General features: G+C 70.8%; 18 protein-coding genes. 5 read left to right on the top strand and 13 right to left on the bottom strand.

Annotation, left to right across the window (positions count from 1 at the left end):
• Positions 1 to 48 precede the first annotated feature (48 nt).
• A complete protein-coding gene (locus AC0682_RS04795) occupies positions 49 to 441 on the bottom strand; it encodes an SCO5389 family protein (protein ID WP_003966234.1) in 393 nt (130 codons plus the stop codon).
• A gap of 271 nt (positions 442 to 712) precedes the next feature.
• Here AC0682_RS04795 and nucS point away from each other — a divergent pair, with 271 nt between their 5' ends.
• Positions 713 to 1,384 (top strand): endonuclease NucS, encoded by a 672-nt coding sequence (nucS, locus tag AC0682_RS04800; RefSeq protein ID WP_478530935.1) that lies wholly within the window; start codon positions 713 to 715, stop codon positions 1,382 to 1,384.
• Positions 1,385 to 1,448: 64 nt separating this feature from the next.
• Here nucS and AC0682_RS04805 read toward each other — a convergent pair whose 3' ends face one another.
• The 3 genes from AC0682_RS04805 to AC0682_RS04815 all read right to left on the bottom strand — a co-directional run bounded on the left by AC0682_RS04805 (position 1,449) and on the right by AC0682_RS04815 (position 5,732).
• On the bottom strand, positions 1,449 to 3,977 hold the full coding sequence (locus tag AC0682_RS04805; protein WP_478530936.1) for an ATP-binding protein: 2,529 nt from the start codon (positions 3,975 to 3,977) through the stop codon (positions 1,449 to 1,451).
• A gap of 345 nt (positions 3,978 to 4,322) precedes the next feature.
• Positions 4,323 to 4,646, bottom strand: a complete 324-nt coding sequence (locus AC0682_RS04810; protein WP_015611389.1) for an STAS domain-containing protein — start codon at positions 4,644 to 4,646, stop codon at positions 4,323 to 4,325.
• 237 nt (positions 4,647 to 4,883) lie between these two features.
• Entirely contained in the window at positions 4,884 to 5,732 is an 849-nt protein-coding gene (locus AC0682_RS04815) for a 3-hydroxyacyl-CoA dehydrogenase family protein (protein WP_127469528.1), read from the bottom strand.
• A gap of 217 nt (positions 5,733 to 5,949) precedes the next feature.
• Here AC0682_RS04815 and AC0682_RS04820 point away from each other — a divergent pair, with 217 nt between their 5' ends.
• On the top strand, positions 5,950 to 6,522 hold the full coding sequence (locus AC0682_RS04820) for a cob(I)yrinic acid a,c-diamide adenosyltransferase (protein WP_019762938.1): 573 nt from the start codon (positions 5,950 to 5,952) through the stop codon (positions 6,520 to 6,522).
• A gap of 8 nt (positions 6,523 to 6,530) precedes the next feature.
• Here AC0682_RS04820 and AC0682_RS04825 read toward each other — a convergent pair whose 3' ends face one another.
• Complete coding sequence (locus tag AC0682_RS04825) at positions 6,531 to 7,106, bottom strand: hypothetical protein (protein ID WP_478530937.1); 576 nt, start codon at positions 7,104 to 7,106, stop codon at positions 6,531 to 6,533.
• A gap of 160 nt (positions 7,107 to 7,266) precedes the next feature.
• On the opposite strand from AC0682_RS04825, the gene AC0682_RS04830 reads away from it, so the two are divergent.
• The 3 genes from AC0682_RS04830 (at position 7,267) to AC0682_RS04840 (ending at position 11,231) form a co-directional block, all read left to right on the top strand.
• Complete coding sequence (locus tag AC0682_RS04830; protein ID WP_478530938.1) at positions 7,267 to 8,475, top strand: sensor histidine kinase; 1,209 nt, start codon at positions 7,267 to 7,269, stop codon at positions 8,473 to 8,475.
• A complete protein-coding gene (locus AC0682_RS04835) occupies positions 8,472 to 9,134 on the top strand; it encodes a response regulator (RefSeq protein ID WP_478530939.1) in 663 nt (220 codons plus the stop codon). Before AC0682_RS04830 ends, AC0682_RS04835 begins: the two co-directional genes overlap by 4 nt.
• A 222-nt stretch (positions 9,135 to 9,356) precedes the next feature.
• A complete protein-coding gene (locus tag AC0682_RS04840; protein ID WP_478530941.1) occupies positions 9,357 to 11,231 on the top strand; it encodes a glycosyl hydrolase family 18 protein in 1,875 nt (624 codons plus the stop codon).
• Between the two features lie 372 nt (positions 11,232 to 11,603).
• Here AC0682_RS04840 and AC0682_RS04845 read toward each other — a convergent pair whose 3' ends face one another.
• The 8 genes from AC0682_RS04845 to atpE form a co-directional block, all read right to left on the bottom strand.
• Entirely contained in the window at positions 11,604 to 12,050 is a 447-nt protein-coding gene (locus AC0682_RS04845) for a DUF2550 domain-containing protein (protein ID WP_030569125.1), read from the bottom strand.
• Between the two features lie 141 nt (positions 12,051 to 12,191).
• Positions 12,192 to 12,566, bottom strand: a complete 375-nt coding sequence (locus AC0682_RS04850) for a F0F1 ATP synthase subunit epsilon (protein ID WP_254811665.1) — start codon at positions 12,564 to 12,566, stop codon at positions 12,192 to 12,194.
• Between the two features lie 108 nt (positions 12,567 to 12,674).
• Positions 12,675 to 14,117: a F0F1 ATP synthase subunit beta gene (gene atpD / locus AC0682_RS04855; protein ID WP_070202294.1), complete on the bottom strand. Its 1,443-nt coding sequence runs from the start codon at positions 14,115 to 14,117 to the stop codon at positions 12,675 to 12,677.
• The gene (locus AC0682_RS04860) at positions 14,117 to 15,034 is read right to left on the bottom strand and encodes a F0F1 ATP synthase subunit gamma (protein WP_254811666.1); all 918 of its coding nucleotides are present in this window, start codon (positions 15,032 to 15,034) and stop codon (positions 14,117 to 14,119) included. The genes atpD and AC0682_RS04860 overlap by 1 nt, the downstream gene beginning before the upstream one ends.
• Before the next feature lie 3 nt (positions 15,035 to 15,037).
• Positions 15,038 to 16,609, bottom strand: coding sequence for a F0F1 ATP synthase subunit alpha (gene atpA / locus AC0682_RS04865; protein WP_254811667.1), 1,572 nt, complete (start codon positions 16,607 to 16,609; stop codon positions 15,038 to 15,040).
• 134 nt (positions 16,610 to 16,743) lie between these two features.
• Complete coding sequence (locus AC0682_RS04870; RefSeq protein ID WP_478530943.1) at positions 16,744 to 17,559, bottom strand: F0F1 ATP synthase subunit delta; 816 nt, start codon at positions 17,557 to 17,559, stop codon at positions 16,744 to 16,746.
• On the bottom strand, positions 17,556 to 18,092 hold the full coding sequence (locus AC0682_RS04875) for a F0F1 ATP synthase subunit B (RefSeq protein WP_019762944.1): 537 nt from the start codon (positions 18,090 to 18,092) through the stop codon (positions 17,556 to 17,558). The genes AC0682_RS04870 and AC0682_RS04875 overlap by 4 nt, the downstream gene beginning before the upstream one ends.
• 41 nt (positions 18,093 to 18,133) lie before the next feature.
• Entirely contained in the window at positions 18,134 to 18,364 is a 231-nt protein-coding gene (atpE, locus tag AC0682_RS04880) for an ATP synthase F0 subunit C (RefSeq protein ID WP_006127588.1), read from the bottom strand.
• Between the last annotated feature and the right edge of the window lie 6 nt (positions 18,365 to 18,370).

Here is an 18,370-nt window from a genome sequence, read left to right on the forward strand (position 1 = left end):
CCCGGAGCCAGTTGCACCTCCCGCGGCCCGAAGCGGCAGCAGAAGCGTTCAGCAGTCCCGTAGTTCGGGCGACTGGTTGAGCAACTGGCCCCTCACCGAAGTGAACTTGGCCAGTCGGTCGTCGACCGAGGCGTCCAGCGGGAACACCGCGACGCGGTGGCAGTTCTGGAAGGCGATACGCACTCCGAAGTGCCGCTGGAGCGCGCCGCGTATCGCGTCACTCGCGAGCGCGCGCAGCAGCTGACCACGTGCCTGCTCGTCCGGCGGCGGCGTCTGGTTGTCGGCGAACTGACCGCCGTCGACCTTCAGCTGAGCCACCAGAGAGCTGATCATCTCCCACGCGAAAGGCAGGGAGGTCCGGACGCAGTCGACGAAGTCGGCTTCGTCGACCTCGCCTCGCTCGGCCTGTTCCAACAGCGCCGGTGAGACGTCGAGCGACATGGGTTCTCCTCTCGCGACCCCGGACGGTGACCGGGGCCTTACGGGCAGGGAAGAAGGGCGACGACGCAGCGTGCACGGGCGGCGACCTCCTGCATCCACGGTAAGCGTGCGGTGGGGGCCGCACCAGGAGATTGGGAACACAACCGGCCACCAACGAAGGTGCGCAAAGAGGGGCAAGCCCACTGCGCCCCTCCCGGTGAGGAGCGAGTGACAGGGGTGGACGGGTGGGGAAATCGCGTCGGGGCCCCGTCGTCGAGTAGCGTTGCCGACCATGCGTCTTGTCATCGCCCGTTGCTCCGTCGACTACGCGGGTCGGCTCACAGCCCATCTGCCCTCCGCCCCCCGTCTGATCCTGGTGAAGGCGGACGGCAGTGTCTCGATCCACGCCGACGACCGGGCGTACAAACCGCTCAACTGGATGTCCCCGCCGTGCACCCTGAAGGAGGGCGCCGGAGACGAGGCCGGCGTCTGGACGGTGGTGAACAAGGCGGGCGAAAAACTGATCATCACGATGGAGGAGATCCTCCACGACTCCTCGTACGAGCTGGGCGTCGACCCGGGGCTCATCAAGGACGGCGTGGAGGCCCACCTCCAGGAGCTGCTCGCCGACCGGATCGAGATCCTCGGCGAGGGCCACACCCTGATCCGCCGTGAGTACCCCACCGCCATCGGCCCGGTGGACATCCTCTGCCGCGACGCGAACGGCGGCACGGTGGCCGTGGAGCTGAAGCGGCGCGGGGACATCGACGGGGTGGAGCAGCTGACCCGCTATCTGGAGCTGCTCAACCGCGACCCGCACCTCGCGCCGGTGAAGGGCGTCTTCGCGGCCCAGGAGATCAAGCCCCAGGCGCGGGTACTGGCGACCGACCGGGGCATCGGCTGCCTGGTGCTCGACTACGACGCGATGCGCGGCATCGAGGACGACAAGCTGCGCCTGTTCTGACCCTTCCGACGTACGTACGGAGCCGGGTGCCCCCTCCTCAGCGGGGGCACCCGGCTTCCGTGTGTCAGGCCGCCACCTCGGTGGGGTCGGTGCCGTCCTCGGCCGGGGGCTCGCTGCTCGCGGTGGCACTGGCGCTCGCACTGGCCGATTCGGCGGGGCCGCTGGCGGAGGTGGAGGTGCTCGGCGGCTCCGGGGTCTCCGTGGGGGTCTCCGTCGGGGTCGGCTCCGGCTCCGACGCGGACTCGCTGGGCGTCGGGCTCGGGCCGGTCGTCCTGGAGGGCGAGGGCCCGGGCGAGGTCCTGGTCGGGCTGGGCGTCCCCGATGTGCTGCTCGGCCCGCCCGTCGGATCGTCCGTACCCGGCGGTGTGGCGTCCGGCGACGACGGGCCCGGGGAGGGCGAGCCGGAGGCGCTGGGGGCGGCCGGTTCCGAGGCGCTCGGGGTGGCGGAGGTCCCGCTGCCCGGGGTCCCGCCGGTCGGTACGGGAACGTCACCCGGCTCGTCGGCAGGGAACCCGTCGTCGGGGGTGGACGCGGGGGACGACTGCTCGGTGGTGACGTTGCGGCTGCCCGGCTCCTCGGGGTCGCCCGCGGTGAGGCCGAGGGTGACGACGGTGCCGAGCACGGCGACCAGCAGTGCGCCCGCGCCCGCGGCGGCCAGGTTGCGCCGGGCGCCGCCCAGGAGCACCCGCCCGCCGCCCTTCCCCGGTGCGGCCTCGGGGAGCGGGGCCACCACGGTCGGGGCCTCCTCCCTCGGATGCCGGGCGAGGAACTGCGGGGGCGGGTACGCGGCCGGCGGCGTGGCGGACCCAGGCTCCTGCCGCACGGCGGGCACCTCGTCGCCCGGCCGGGGCCGACCCGGGGGGACGAGCCCGCCGGAGCGGTCCGCGACCAGGGCGAGGGCACGGCGCCCGGCGACCGCACCGGACTTGTCGGCGAGCGCGCCGCGCATGGAGATCGACGTCTCCAGCTCCGTACGGGCCCGGTCGAGGTTGCCGGTGCAGAGCGCGAGGACGCCCAACTCATGGTGGAAGTAGGCTTCTTCGGCCACCTCACCGGCGATCCTGGCGGCTTCCTGGCCCACCCGGAGCGCCTTCTCCCAGGCGCCCCAGCTCAGCCCGGCGGCGAGGGCGGGAGCGGCGCTGCGGGCCAGCAGGACGGCCGCGCTGGCCCGCCCGGCCTCACCGTCGGGGACCAGGCGGCTCATCGCGGCGACGATCGCGTCGGACTCGGCGGCGGCCCGCTGCGGAGTGACCGAGGGGTGGGAGACCCACCAGGCGTAGTGCTGGGCGGCCGTCAGGGCGCGGGCAGCGGCCTCCTCCGCGTATCCGCCCGCCTCCAGCTGGGCCAGGACACCGGCGGCGAGCCGGTAGCGGGGGCCGGCCGGGGAGAGCAGTCCGCAGTTGGCCAGCTCCCCCAGCGCGGCGTCCGCGTGGGTGTCGCCCACGAGCGCCGGCAGATGGGCCTGGTGGGGTACCTCGCCGCCGAGCGCGACGGTGAAGCGCAGGGTCTCGCGGGCGGCCTCGCTGAGTCGGGAGGCGAGCAGGACGGCGGGCGCGGCCCCTTCACCCAGACTCGGGAGCGGCACGTCGAGGGTCTCGGGGGTGGGCGCTTCGGGGGCCGGGGGCGCGTCGTCCCGGCGTGGCTCGAAGTAGTCGTACTCGTCGAAGGCGGTGGGGTCGGTGTTGAGCCGGTCGCGCTGGCGCAGCAGCGACCCGGCCTGGACGAAGCGGAGGGGCAGCCCCTCGGACTCGAACCAGAGGTCGCCCGCCCAGTTCCTCTCGTCCTCGGTGAGGGGGCGCTCGACGACCTTGGCCAGCAGCTCCAACGAGGCGGAGCGGCCGAGGCCGGCGAGAAGGACCTCCTCCAGGTGGGCTTCGATGCCGGGGGCGGGGAGGTCGGGGGCGGTGCCGAGGAGGAAGGCGCACTCGGGGGTGGCTTCCAGGAGTTCGTCGAGGGCTGCCCCGCCGATCTCCAGGTCGTCGATGACGACGACGGCGCCGATCGAGCGGACGAGGGTGAGCAGTTCCTCGGGGTCCGGGCGGTGGAGCGGGGCGTGGTGGACCGCGTCGAAGAGGCCGTACAGCAGGTCGGTGGCGGTGCGCCGGTGGCCGTTGAGGCGGACGACGCCGTCGGGGGCCAGGCCGGCGCAGTCGGCGGCGACAGCGTCGAGCAGCGCGGTGCGGCCGGATCCGGCCTGGCCGGTGAGGCGGACGCTGCGGCCGCGGGCGAGCAGGCCGACGAGGCGCTCGCGCTCCTCCTGGCGTTCCAGCAGGGGGAGCTGGGCTGCGGGCGGGCCCGCCGGGACGGGGGGTGCGCCGGCGCGTTCGTGGTCGGCGCGCTCGGCGGGGGTGCGGCGGGCGGGCGGCTCGGGCTCCGCGCCGGGCGGGACGGCCTCGACCTCGCTGCCGTCGACGGGGTTGACCGTCAGCAGGAGGTCGCCGGCCGTCAGCCGGACCACGCGGGCCTGCTGCGGTGCGGGCTGGCCGAAGTCGGCGGCGCCGGCCTCGCGGGACGGCCTGCGAGGGCCCTCGGAGCGGTCGGAGTCGTCGGCGTTCTGCCCGTACTCTTCCGGCCCCTGGTGTGTCGGGTCCATCAACAAGTCCCCCAGACGCGTCGCGCTCGGTTCTGCCCCTCCGGCCTCGCACGCCCCGCTGTCGCTTCCGGTCCGGTGTCTGCCACGGGTGGGTGTCATGGGGCAGACGGCCGAACCCTAGACCTTCGCACAGTATCCACGCACGGGCGGGGTGCCGGGCCGTCCGGGACGTCACATTCCGGTGAGGATTGCACGTCTTCTGCCCTCTCGGCCCGTCCGTACTCCGCTGCGCGGCGGACGCGGCCCGTGAAGAGGCCCGGTCGCGGCACGTACGCGGCTCGGGCGCGACGCGGCGGCGGCTCGGGCACGACTGCGGGACAGCCCTCAGAGCCGCGCGGATGCGGCTCAGACGCGCGGCAGCGATTCGGCGGCGATCCCGCCCTCGATCGCCAGGATGCGGTGCAGCCGGGTGGCCACCAGGAGCCGCTGCATCTGCGGCGGGACACCGCGCAGCACGAGCCGGCGTCCGGCCCGGCCGGCCCTGCGGTGGGCCCCCATGATGACGCCGAGTCCGGTGGCGTCCCAGGAATTCAGCTCGGTCAGGTCCAGCACCAGATCGCCGACTCCGTCGTCGACGGCCGAGTGGAGGACCGTACGGGCGTCCGCCGCGCTTCGGACGTCGAGGCGGCCCCCGACGACCAGCTCGGCGTGGTCGCCCCTGATATGCATATGCGCTCCCCTGCGGTTGCTCCGTAGCGAGGTCCGTCTGTCTGCTTCTTCTCTTCCACAACTGACTGCCGCGGCGACAGGGAAGTTGCCGTATGTAAGCGAACCGATACCGAATTCACTCGGTGGAGTGACGTCGGTTCGCCGGAGACCGGGCCCGGCCGGGTACACTCCCCGGCTTCCCCGCCCCGGCGGCGGTGGGCCTGCGGGGCGGGGAGAGCCGGTGGGGCGCGGCCGGGATCAGTACGTGTAGAAGCCCTGCCCGCTCTTGCGGCCGATGTCACCCGCGTCGACCATCCGGCGCATCAGCTCGGGGGCGGCGAACTTCTCGTCCTGGGACTCGGTGTAGATGTTGCCGGTGGCGTGGAGCAGGATGTCGACGCCGGTCAGGTCGGCCGTGGCGAGCGGGCCCATGGCGTGGCCGAAGCCGAGCTTGCAGGCGGTGTCGATGTCCTCGGCCGTGGCGACGCCCGACTCGTAGAGCTTGGCCGCCTCGACGACGAGCGCCGAGATGAGGCGGGTGGTGACGAAGCCCGCCACATCGCGGTTGACGACGATGCAGGTCTTGCCGACCGACTCCGCGAACTCCCTGGCGGTGGCGAGGGTTTCGTCGCTGGTCTTGTAGCCGCGGACCAGCTCGCAGAGCTGCATCATCGGGACCGGCGAGAAGAAGTGCACGCCGACGACGCGCTCCGGACGCTCCGTCACGGCCGCGATCTTGGTGATCGGGATGGCGGAGGTGTTCGAGGCGAGCACGGTGCTCTCCCCGACGATCTTGTCGAGGGTGCGGAAGATCTCGTGCTTGACCTCCAGCTTCTCGAAGACGGCCTCCACGACCACGTCCACGTCCGCCACGGCATCGAGGTCGGTGGTCGTGGTGATGCGGGCGAGGGCGGCCTCGGCGTCGGACGCCTCCAGCTTCCCCTTGGCGACGAACTTGTCGTACGAGGCCTTGATGCCGTCCAGACCGCGGGTCAGCGCCGCGTCGGTGACGTCGCGCAGCACGACGTCCCAGCCCGCCTGGGCGGAGACCTGCGCGATCCCGGATCCCATGAGTCCGGCCCCGATGACGGCGAGCTTCCTGGCCACGTTCGCACCCCTTGTCCTTGGTCCGTGCCACATCCGCGCGCACGGCTTCTCGCGACGGTTCTTCCTATGCTCTCCGGCGGAGATTAGTACCCGCCGGGGGCCGTGGGGCCGTGAAGAGATGCGCGTCACGTCTCGAATGACGGACATCACACCGGGAGGCGTCATTGGGCTCCGCGCCACGCGTAGTTGGGGGCCGCGGCCTCACTACGCTGGCCCCATGGTCAATCTGACGCGCATCTACACCCGGACCGGCGACCAGGGCACCACGGCCCTCGGCGACATGAGCCGTACCGCCAAGACCGATCTGCGGATCGCGGCGTACGCGGACGCCAACGAGGCCAACGCGGTGATCGGGACCGCCATCGCGCTGGGGCAGCTCTCCGAGGACGTGGTGAAGGTCCTCGTACGGGTCCAGAACGACCTCTTCGACGTGGGCGCGGACCTGTCCACCCCCGTGGTCGAGGACCCGAAGTACCCGCCCCTGCGGGTGGAGCAGAGTTACGTGGACAAGCTGGAGGCGGACTGCGACCGCTTCCTGGAGGAGCTGGAGAAGCTGCGCAGCTTCATCCTTCCCGGGGGCACTCCGGGGGCCGCCCTGCTCCACCAGGCGTGCACGGTGGTCCGGCGCGCCGAGCGGTCGACGTGGGCGGCGCTGGAGGTGCACGGGGAGTCGATGAACGCGCTGACCGCCACGTACCTCAACCGTCTCTCCGACCTCCTGTTCATCCTGGCGCGGAGCGCGAACAAGGAGGTCGGGGACGTGCTGTGGGTGCCGGGCGGTGAGCGGTAGGGCACGGTCTAGAGGCGGTCGGCCGGCTCGCGTTCCACCGCGTCCGCGTCCCTGGGAGCCTGCTTCGGGAAGAACGTGTAGCTGCCGGCGATGATCAGGTTGATGCCGATCACCAGGCCCATCTTCTGCTGCCAGCTCTGGAGCGTACTGATGTCGCCGCCGGAGCCGACGTACCAGATCGCCGCCTGGAGCAGCCCCAGGGCGACCGCCGCGGCGAGGATCCAGCGGGCGGCGCTGCGCCACTCGTGGACGGCGCGGGCCCGGCCGTACTTCGGCGGCTTCACCGGCCGCGGGCCGCCGAACCAGCGGTGGGCGACCCAGGCGTCCACCTTCTTGACGGTGTGGTGGCCGAGGCCGACCGTGAAGCCGATGTAGACGGCGGCCAGTCCGTGCTTCCAGTCGGGCTCGGCGCCGCTCTTCAGGTCGATCGCCGTCACCACCAGCAGTACGACCTCCAGCAGCGGCTCGCAGAGCAGCACGGCGGCGCCGAGCTTCGGCTTCCGCGCGACGTACCGCAGGGCGAGTCCGGCGGCCAGCAGGACCCAGAACGCGACCTCGCAGGCCACGACCAGTAGGGCGATCACAGCTCTCTCCTCCCGTTTCCCTCCAGCCTTCCGTCCGGCGGCCCGGGAAGCGTCGTCGGCAGTGACGAAACGGGACTGCATCCTTCGATGTACCGCGGTGCGGTCGCGCCTCGCCGCACGACGGAAGACCCGGGGTCGGCGGTGCGTGTTGGATGGAGGGGTGCTCACCTCCCTCCGCCCCGACCGCGACGCGGTGGCCCTCGCCGTCTCCGGGCTGCTCGGGGGGCTGCTCCTGTGGCGACTGGGCCTCCACACCCAGGGGGGCCGCCCCTTCTCCGCGCCCTGGATCACCCTCGTACCGCTGTCCGTCATGGCCTCGGCCGAGCTGCTGCGCCGCGACGCCCCGCGCACGGCGCTGACGATCGGGGCGCTCGCGCTGGTCGCGGACCAGTTCACCCGGGGCAGCCTCGCCACCGTCCTGATGTTCACGGACGTCATGTACGCGGCCGTGCTGTACGGGACCCCGGCCGCCGCCCGCCGTCTCCCGGTGGCCACGCTCCTGGTCACCGTGGCGTCCACGATCGGGTTCCTGGCCTGGTTCCGGCGACCCGAGGCGCTGCTGATCGGCCTGGTCGTCGGACTGGTCACGTTCATCCCCGCCCTCACCGGGGTCAGTGTGCGCACCCATCGCACCGCCGCCGACACCGCCCGGCTGGCCGCCGCCCAGACCGCGCGGCTGGCCGAGATGGACCGGGTGCAGGCGGTGGTCGCCGAGCGGGCCCGGATGGCCCGGGAGCTGCACGACATGGTGGCCAACCACCTTTCGGCGGTGGCCATCCACTCCACGGCCGCCCTCTCCATCGACGACCCGGAGACCTCGCGGAGCGCCCTGAAGGTGATCCGGGAGAACAGCGTGGAGGGGTTGGCGGAGATGCGGCGGCTGATCGGGCTGCTGCGTGAGGGCGGGGAGGGCGGCGAGAGCGGGGACCCGGCCGCCGCGCCGACGCTGGCGTCGCTGGACGCGCTCGTCGAGCAGGCGAACGTCAACGGGGCGGTGGGCGGGCTGGTCTGCGTCCTGGAGGGCGGCCGGGCGGCGGAGGCCGGTCAGCTGCCGACGCCGGTCGAGCTGGCCGCGTACCGCATCGTGCAGGAGTCCCTCACCAACGCGCTCAAGCACGCGGCGCCCGGCCCGGTGACCGTGCGGCTGGGCCTCGCCGACGAGGTGCTGACGGTGGAGGTGACCAGCCGCTTCGGCAACCGTCCGGGGCCCACGGCGCCGGGTTCGGGGGCCGGTCTGGTCGGGATGCGGGAGCGGGTGGCGTTGCTGGGCGGGACCTTCGCGGCGGGGGCCGAACCGGACGACGCAGGGAAGAAGTTGTGGCGGGTCAGGGCGGAACTGCCCGTACGGGAAAGGGAGTCACGGGAATGACGATCCGGGTGCTGGTCGCGGAGGACCAGGCGGCGGTGCGGGCGGGACTGGTGCTGATCCTCTCCAGCGCCGCGGACATCGAGGTCGTCGGGGAGGCGGGGGACGGCGAGGCGGCGGTGCGGCTGGCGCGCGAGCTCCGGCCGGACCTGGTCCTGATGGACGTACAGATGCCGCGGCTGGACGGAGTGTCGGCGACCCGCCAGGTGGTGGCGGAGGAGCTGGCGGATGTCCTGGTGCTGACCACGTTCGATCTGGACGAGTACGTCTTCGGGGCGCTGCGGGCGGGGGCGTCGGGCTTCCTGCTGAAGAACACCGACGCCCGCGATCTGCTGGAGGCGGTACGGACGGTGGCGCGCGGCGAGGGGCTGATCGCCCCGGCCGTGACGCGGCGGTTGATCGCGGAGTTCGCCGGTGCCGGGCCCGTACGCCCGTCGGGGGCGGCCGATCCGGCGGTGCTGGACTCCCTGACCCGGCGGGAGCGGGAGGTGCTGGGGTGTCTCGGGGAGGGGCTGTCGAACGCGGAGATCGCGGCGGGGCTGGCGATGGCGGAGGCGACGGTGAAGACGCACGTCAGCCGATTGCTGGCCAAGCTGGGGCTGCGGAGCCGGGTCCAGGCGGCGGTGCTGGCGCAGGAGTTGGGAATCCGACCTCACCCCTGAACCGGGGCGCCGCCAGGGGTGGCCGCGGGCCGGATCCGGGTCCGGTTCCGCCCCGCGGCCGGCTTTCGATCTTTGGTCCAGACCTCTTGACGATTGGTCCAGACCTTCCTAATGTCACCGAACACACACTGCGGTGAGTACGAGAGCACCCGTACTCAGGGCGGCGCAGGGTTCGCAGTCCACGCCTTACCCCCGTTGCTGGACCTCACCCCAGGAGCACCGTTGAGTACTGAGACCCCCCAACGCCGATCCAGATTCCGATGGGCACCCACCCGCAGCGGCCGGTCCAAGGTCATCGCCGGCCTCACCGCGCTCGCCGTCCCGTTCGCCGCGATGGTCGGTCTGGCCTCCCCCGCGTCGGCCGCCACCTCGGCCACCGCCACGTACACCAAGAAGTCGGACTGGGGCAGCGGCTTCGAGGGCCAGTGGACGGTGAAGAACACCGGCACCACGGCTCTCTCCTCCTGGACCATCGAGTGGGACTACCCCACCGGGACCCGTGTCAACTCCGCCTGGGACGCCACCGTCACCAACTCCGGGAACCGCTGGACCGCCAAGAACCTCGGGTGGAACGGGTCCATCGCCCCGGGTGCCAGCGTCAGCTTCGGATTCAACGGCTCCGGCCCCGGCGCCCCCAGCGCGTGCAAGCTGAACGGCGCTTCCTGTGACGGCTCCACCATCCCCGGCGACAACCCGCCCTCGGCCCCCGGCACCCCCACCACCAGCGATGTCACCAACACCTCGGTGAAGCTCAGCTGGGCCGCGGCCACCGACGACAAGGGCGTCAAGAACTACGACGTCCTGCGCAACGGTGCCAAGATCGCCACGGTCACCGGCACCACGCACACCGACACCGGCCTGACCGCCGGTACGGACTACACCTACGCCGTCCAGGCCCGGGACACGATCGACCAGCTCGGCCCGGTCTCCGGCTCCGTCTCGGTGCGCACCACCGGAGGCGGCGGCGAGCAGCCGCCGCCCGGTGACAAGATCAACCTGGGCTACTTCACCAACTGGGGCGTCTACGGGCGCAACTACCACGTCAAGAACCTGGTGACGTCCGGCTCCGCGGCGAAGATCACGCACATCAACTACGCCTTCGGCAACGTGCAGAACGGCCGCTGCACCATCGGTGACGCCTACGCCGACTACGACAAGGCGTACACCGCCGACCAGTCCGTGGACGGCGTCGCCGACACCTGGGACCAGCCCCTGCGCGGCAACTTCAACCAGCTGCGCAAGCTGAAGGCCAAGTACCCGCACATCAAGGTCCTCTGGTCCTTCGGCGGCTGGACCTGGTCCGGCGGCTTCGGCCAGGCCGTGAAGAACCCCGCCGCCTTCGCCCAGTCCTGCTACGACCTGGTCGAGGACCCGCGCTGGGCCGACGTCTTCGACGGCATCGACCTGGACTGGGAGTACCCCAACGCCTGCGGTCTGACCTGTGACAACAGCGGCCCGGCCGCGATCAAGGTCATGGCCGACGCCATGCGGGCCAAGTTCGGTCCCAACAACCTGGTCACCGCCGCCATCACCGCGGACGCCTCGGCGGGCGGCAAGATCGACGCCGCGGACTACGCCGGCGCCGCCCAGTCGATGGACTGGTACAACGTGATGACGTACGACTTCTTCGGCGCCTGGGCGAACAAGGGCCCGACGGCCCCGCACTCGCCGCTGACCCCGTACACCGGCATCCCGCAGGAGGGCTTCACGACCGCCGAGGCGATCGCCAAGCTCAAGGCCAAGGGCGTCCCGGCCAAGAAGCTGCTCCTCGGCATCGGCTTCTACGGCCGCGGCTGGACCGGCGTCACCCAGTCCGCCCCCGGCGGCACCGCCACCGGCGCGGCGCAGGGCACGTACGAGTCGGGTATCGAGGACTACAAGGTCCTCAAGAACACCTGCCCGGCCACCGGCACCATCGCCGGTACGGCCTACGCCCACTGCGGCACCAACTGGTGGAGCTACGACACCCCGGCCACCATCGGCTCCAAGATGACCTGGGCGAAGAACCAGGGCTTGGGTGGCGCGTTCTTCTGGGAGTTCTCCGGCGACACCACCAACGGTGAACTGGTGAGCGCGATCAACAACGGTCTCAAGTAATCCCCACGCCGTAACGGCACGCACCACCCCCGGAAGACCGCCGGGGAGACGGGTCCGCCCCCCGTCTCCCCGGCTTTTCGCTGTGTACGTGGCGGCGTACGGATACGGGTACGGCGGGGGCTCTGCGGTCGGGTACGGCAGGGGCTCTGCGTGCAGGTCCGGGGGCGGCTCTGCGTACGGGTGACGGGTACGCGTGCGGCCCGGGTACGAGCGAGAGCCCGGCGCCCGCACACGTCGTCGGCGGCCCCGGTCCGAGGCCCGGCGCCCGCCGACGTACTCCGTGGGTGGTCCGTTCGCCGCTGGCCGCTCCCACGCGACGTTCACCCGCCCCCGGACTCCGTCCGGGGGACCCCCTTCCAGCGGGGCGGCTTCCTACGCGACGTTCACCCGCTGGCCGGGCGGTGCCGCCTCCAGCCAGGCGAGGAAGCCGGTCAGGGCGTCCTCGCTCATCGCCAGCTCCAGGCGGGTCCCCCGGTGGAGACAGCCGAGCACGACGGAGTCGGAGAGGAGCGCCAGCTCCTCCTCGCCCTCCGGGAGGCGGCGGGCGATCACCTCGATCGCAGAACGCTCCAGGCCCCGGCGGGGGCGAGGAGCGTAGGAGAAGACACGGAACCAGTCGACGCGGTCACCGCTGTAGCGGGCGACCCCGTAGACCCAGCCTTTGCCGGAGGGGTCCGGCTCCTCGGAGACGTCCCAGCGGAGGCTGCAGTCGAAGGTGCCTCCGGAGCGCTGGATCAACCGCCGGCGCAGACCGAAGACGAACAGACCCACCAGGACCAGCACGATGACGGATACGCCCACCCACAACGCGAGGACCATCTCCACCGACCTCCTCGCATCGTCGAGTAACGGGAAACGAACCGATTCGAACTGAACTGCACCTGCATCGCCTCAGCCGCGACACGGCTGGATTTCTCCAGCGCGGGCCGCGGCTGAGTAAGAACATCTGTCCGTGGGGTGCTAGCGCACCGCCACCGCGCGCAGACGGATCTCGGCGCGCCGCTCGGCGGCGGCGTCCGCGTCGGACTTCGCGCGCTCCAGCGCACGCTCGGCGCGCTGGACATCGATCTCGTCCGCCAACTCGACGATCTCGGCCAGCAGCGACAGCTTGTTGTCCGCGAACGAGATGAAACCACCGTGCACAGCGGCGATGACGGTGGCGCCTTCGCTCGTGCGGATCGTCACCGGGCCCGATTCCAGCACACCGAGAAGCGGCTGGTGACCGGGCATGATGCCGATGTCGCCGGACGTGGTGCGCGCGACGACCAGCGTGGCCTCGCCGGACCAGACGCTGCGGTCCGCGGCGACCAGCTCGACATGCAGCTCAGCAGCCAAGGGGACTCCTCGGGTCACCACCCGGCCGCCCGGCCGGGTGTCGGTTCAATTCTACGGGGCGTGGTGAGGGGGGCGGGACACACCCGCCCCCCTCGGTGAGCCGGGGGCTCAGGAGACGCCGAGCTCCTTGGCCTTCGCCTTGAGGTCGTCCAGGCCACCGCACATGAAGAACGCCTGCTCGGGGAAGTGGTCGTACTCACCGTCGCAGATCGCGTTGAACGCGGCGATCGACTCGTCGAGCGGCACGTCCGAACCGTCCAGGCCGGTGAACTGCTTGGCGGCGTGGGTGTTCTGCGACAGGAAGCGCTCGACGCGACGGGCACGGTGGACAACGAGCTTGTCCTCCTCGCCCAGCTCGTCGATACCGAGGATCGCGATGATGTCCTGGAGGTCCTTGTACTTCTGGAGGATCCCCTTGACGCGGCTGGCCGCGTTGTAGTGGTCCTGCGAGATGTAGCGCGGGTCCAGGATGCGGGACGTGGAGTCCAGCGGGTCCACGGCCGGGTAGATGCCCTTCTCCGAGATCGGACGGGAGAGTACCGTCGTCGCGTCGAGGTGGGCGAACGTGGTGGCCGGGGCCGGGTCGGTCAGGTCGTCCGCGGGGACGTAGATCGCCTGCATCGAGGTGATCGAGTGACCACGCGTCGAGGTGATGCGCTCCTGGAGCACACCCATCTCGTCGGCCAGCGTCGGCTGGTAACCCACCGCGGAGGGCATACGGCCGAGCAGCGTGGAGACCTCGGAACCGGCCTGCGTGAAGCGGAAGATGTTGTCGATGAAGAGCAGCACGTCCTGCTTCTGCACATCGCGGAAGTACTCCGCCATGGTCAGGGCGGACAGGGCCACGCGCAGACGCGTCCCCGGCGGCTCGTCCATCTGGCCGAAGACGAGCGCGGTCTTGTCCAGAACGCCCGAGTCGGTCATCTCGTCGATGAGGTCGTTGCCCTCACGGGTGCGCTCACCGACACCGGCGAACACCGACACACCGTCGTGCAGCTTCGCCACACGCATGATCATTTCCTGGATGAGGACCGTCTTGCCGACGCCCGCACCACCGAAGAGACCGATCTTCCCACCCTTGACGTACGGGGTGAGGAGGTCGACGACCTTCAGGCCGGTCTCGAACATCTCGGTCTTGGACTCGAGCTGGTCGAAGGCCGGGGCCTTGCGGTGGATCGGCCAGCGCTCGGTGATCTGCGCCTCGGCCTCGGGCTCGTTCAGGATCTGACCGAGGGTGTTGAACACCTTGCCCTTGGTGATGTCACCGACGGGGACGGTGATGCCCGCGCCCGTGTCGGTCACCGGGGCCTGGCGGACCAGGCCGTCGGTGGGCTGCATCGAGATCGCGCGGACCACGCCGTCGCCCAGGTGCTGGGCGACTTCGAGGGTCAGCGTCTTGCGGGCGCCGGCCTCGGCCGGGTCGTCCACCTCGACGTGAAGGGCGTTGTAGATCTCCGGCATCGCGTCGACGGGGAACTCCACGTCGACGACCGGGCCGATGACCCGGGCGACGCGGCCCGTGGCAGCGGCCGTCTCAACAGTGGTCGTCATTACTTGTCACTCCCCGCGGTCGCGTCGGCCAGAGCACTGGCACCGCCGACGATCTCGCTGATTTCCTGGGTGATTTCGGCCTGGCGGGCCGCGTTGGCAAGCCGGGAGAGGCTCTTGATGAGCTCCCCGGCGTTGTCGGTGGCCGACTTCATCGCGCGGCGGCGGGCGGCGTGCTCGGAAGCGGCCGCCTGCAGCAGTGCGTTGTAGATACGGCTCTCGACGTAGCGCGGCAGAAGGGCGTCCAGGACGTCCTCGGCCGACGGCTCGAACTCGAACAGCGGAAGGATCTCGCCCTTGCGGGTGGACTCCTCCGCGACCTCGTCGAGCGAAAGCGGCAGCATCCGGTTGTCGACCGCGTTCTGCGTCATCATCGACACGAATTCCGTGAAGACGATGTGCAGCTCGTCGACGCCGCCCTCGGCCGTGTCCTTCTGGATGGCCGCGATCAACGGGGCGGCGATGCGCTTGGCATCGGAGTACGCCGGGTTGTCGGTGAAGCCGGTCCAGGATTCCTCGACCTTGCGCTCGCGGAAGCCGTAGTACGCGACACCCTTGCGGCCGACGATGTACGTGTCGACCTCCTTGCCCTCGGAGGCAAGGCGCTCCCGCAGCCGCTCCGCCGCCTTGATGGCGTTGGAGGAGTAGCCGCCGGCCAGACCACGGTCGCTCGTGACGAGCAGGACCGCGGCACGGGTCGGCGTCTCGGCCTCGGTGGTGAGCGGGTGGTCGGCGTCGGAGCCGGCGGCCACCGCGGTCACCGCACGGGTGAGCTCGGTCGCGTACGGCATGGACGCCGACACCTTGCGCTGCGCCTTGACGATGCGCGAGGCGGCGATCATCTCCATCGCCTTGGTGATCTTCTTGGTCGCGGTGACGGCTTGGATGCGGCGCTTGTAAACGCGAAGCTGAGCGCCCATCGATCAGCCCTCGCCCAGGAGCTTGCCGTCCGAGGTCTCGAACTGCTGCTTGAAGGCGGCGATCGCGTCGGCGATCGACTGCAGCGTGTCGTCGGACATCTTGCCGCCCTCGGCGATGCTGGTCAGCAGGTCCTTGCGCTCGCGGCGCAGGAACTCCAGCAGCTCGGACTCGAAGCGGCGGATGTCCTCGACCGGGACGTCGTCCATCTTGCCCGTGGTGCCGGCCCAGACCGAGACGACCTGCTCCTCCATCGGGAACGGGGCGTACTGCGGCTGCTTCAGCAGCTCGACCATGCGCTTGCCGCGCTCCAGCGCCGCCTTGGAGGCCGCGTCCAGGTCGGAACCGAAGGCGGCGAACGCCTCCAGCTCGCGGTACTGGGCGAGGTCCACGCGGAGCCGGCCGGAGACCTGCTTCATGGCCTTGTGCTGGGCGGAGCCACCGACTCGGGAGACCGAGATACCGACGTTGAGCGCCGGACGCTGACCCGCGTTGAACAGGTCGGACTCCAGGAAGCACTGGCCGTCGGTGATGGAGATGACGTTGGTCGGGATGAACGCCGACACGTCGTTCGCCTTGGTCTCGACGATCGGGAGGCCCGTCATCGAACCGGCACCCATCTCGTCGGAGAGCTTGGCGCAGCGCTCCAGCAGACGCGAGTGCAGGTAGAAGACGTCACCCGGGTAGGCCTCGCGGCCCGGCGGGCGGCGCAGCAGCAGGGACACGGCGCGGTAGGCGTCGGCCTGCTTCGAGAGGTCGTCGAAGATGATCAGGACGTGCTTGCCCTGGTACATCCAGTGCTGGCCGATGGCCGAACCGGTGTACGGCGCCAGGTACTTGAAGCCGGCCGGGTCGGACGCCGGGGCGGCGACGATGGTCGTGTACTCCAGCGCACCGGCCTCTTCGAGCGCACCACGCACGGAGGCGATGGTGGAGCCCTTCTGACCGATGGCGACGTAGATGCAGCGCACCTGCTTGTTCACGTCGCCCGAGCGCCAGTTGTCGCGCTGGTTGATGATCGTGTCGACGGCCAGAGCGGTCTTACCCGTCTGACGGTCGCCGATGATCAGCTGACGCTGGCCGCGGCCGATCGGCACCATGGCGTCGACGGCCTTGTAGCCGGTCTGCATCGGCTCGTGCACCGACTTGCGGACCATGACGCCAGGGGCCTGCAGCTCGAGGGCGCGGCGGCTGTCGGTCTCGATCTCGCCGAGACCGTCGATCGGGTTGCCGAGCGGGTCGACGACGCGGCCGAGGTAACCCTCGCCGACGCCGACGGAGAGCACCTCACCGGTGCGCTGCACCGGCTGGCCCTCCTCGATGCCGCTGAACTCGCCGAGGACGATCGCACCGATCTCGCGCTCCTCGAGGTTGAGGGCGAGACCGAGGGTTCCGTCCTCGAACTTCAGCAGCTCGTTCGCCATGGCGGAGGGCAGGCCCTCCACCTTCGCGATGCCGTCGCCGGCAACGCTGACCGTACCGACCTCCTCGCGCGAGGCCGCGTCCGGCTGGTACGACTGGACAAAGTTCTCCAGTGCGTCCCGGATCTCCTCCGGCCGGATCGTGAGCTCCGCCATCTGGGTTCCCTGCTCTCCTTGTTGGGCCCGAAGTTTCTTAAGGGGGTCTGGGGGCCGACCCCCAGGAATCTTCTGCAGTTTCTGCACGGCCCAACCGGGCCGCTGGTCTTGCTTGTTCTCTTGCGCTGCGCTTGTCAGCCGGCCATGCGGCGGGTCGCCTCTTCGAGACGCTCCGCGACGGTGCCGTTGATGATCTCGTCACCGACGCGCACCGAGATCCCGCCGAGGACCGCGGGGTCCACGTCCAGGTTCAGGTGCATCTCGCGGCCGTACAGCTTCGCCAGGGCGGCGCCGAGGCGCTGCTTCTGCCGGTCGCTGAGCGGCACCGCCGAGGTGACGACGGCGACCGCGCGGTCGCGGCGCTCCGCGGCGAGCTTGGACAGGGACTCGATCCCTGCCTCCAGGCTACGTCCCCGCGGCTGGGTCACCAGGCGGACGACGATCCGCTCGGTGACGGGCTGCGCCTTGCCGCCGAGCAGGCTGCGGAGCAGCTGGCCCTTGGCGGCGGCGGTGGCCGTACGGCTGGTGAGTGCCGCACGCAGCTCCTGGTCGGAGCCGACGATCCGGCCGAACCGGAACAGCTCGTCCTCGACGTCGTCGAGGACTCCGGAGCGCTGGGCAGCGGTGAGGTCCGCGGTGTTCGCCAGCTGCTCGACCGAGTCCACCAGGTCACGCGACTGCGACCAGCGGGAGCGGACCAGCCCGGAGACCAGGTCGACGGCTTCGCCGCTGACCTGACCGCTGAGCAGGCGCGCGGCCAGCTCGGCCTTGCTCTCGCCGCTCTGGGCCGGGTCCGTGAGGACCCGGCGCAGGGAAACTTCGCGGTCGAGCAGCGCGGTGACCGATGCCAGGTCGTCGGCGAGGGCCGCCGCGTCGACCGACGTGCTGTCGGTCAGCGCGTCGAGCCGCTCGCGTGCGGCGGCCAGTGCCTCGCGGCTCGCACCGTTCATCGGGCAGCCTCGGCCTTCGCCTCGAGCTCGTCGAGGAAACGGTCGACGGTGCCGCTCTGCCGGGCGTGGTCCTGGAGGGACTCGCCGACGAGCTTGCCGGCCAGGTCGGTGGCGAGCTTGCCCACGTCCTGACGCAGCGCGGAGGCCGCGGCCTTGCGGTCGGCCTCGATCTGGGCGTGGCCGGCGGCGATGATCTCCTCGCGCTGCCGCTGACCTTCCGCCTTCATCTCCTGGATGATGACGGCACCCTGCTCCTGCGCCTCCTGGCGCAGACGAGCGGCCTCGTGACGGGCCTCTGCGAGCTGAGCCTTGTACTGCTCAAGAACGCTCTGCGCCTCGGTCTGAGCCGCTTCGGCCTTCTCGATGCCACCTTCGATCGCCTCGCGACGCTCGTCCAGGGCCTTGTTGATGGCCGGGAGGAGCTTCTTGTAGAAGACGAAGAAGACAATGCTGAAGCAGATCAGACCGATGACGATCTCGGGCCAGACCGGCAGCAGCGGTGACTGCGGCTCCTCGGCTGCCAGATGCAACATGGTGGACCTTTCGTCGAAAACGTATCGTCAGGTCGCCTGGACTACTTCGGGTAGATGAAGGGCGCGACGAAGCCGATGAGGGCCAGGGCCTCGATGACGGCGAAGCCGAGCAGCATGTTCTGACGGATCAGGCCGGCCGCCTCGGGCTGACGGGCGATGGCCTGCACACCGTTACCGAAGATGATGCCGATACCGACGCCGGGGCCGATCGCCGCGAGGCCGTACCCGATGGTGCCGACGTTGCCCACAACGGCTGCGAGAGTCTCAGACATGGATCT

This window comes from Streptomyces sp. NPDC043746 (assembly GCF_056436485.1).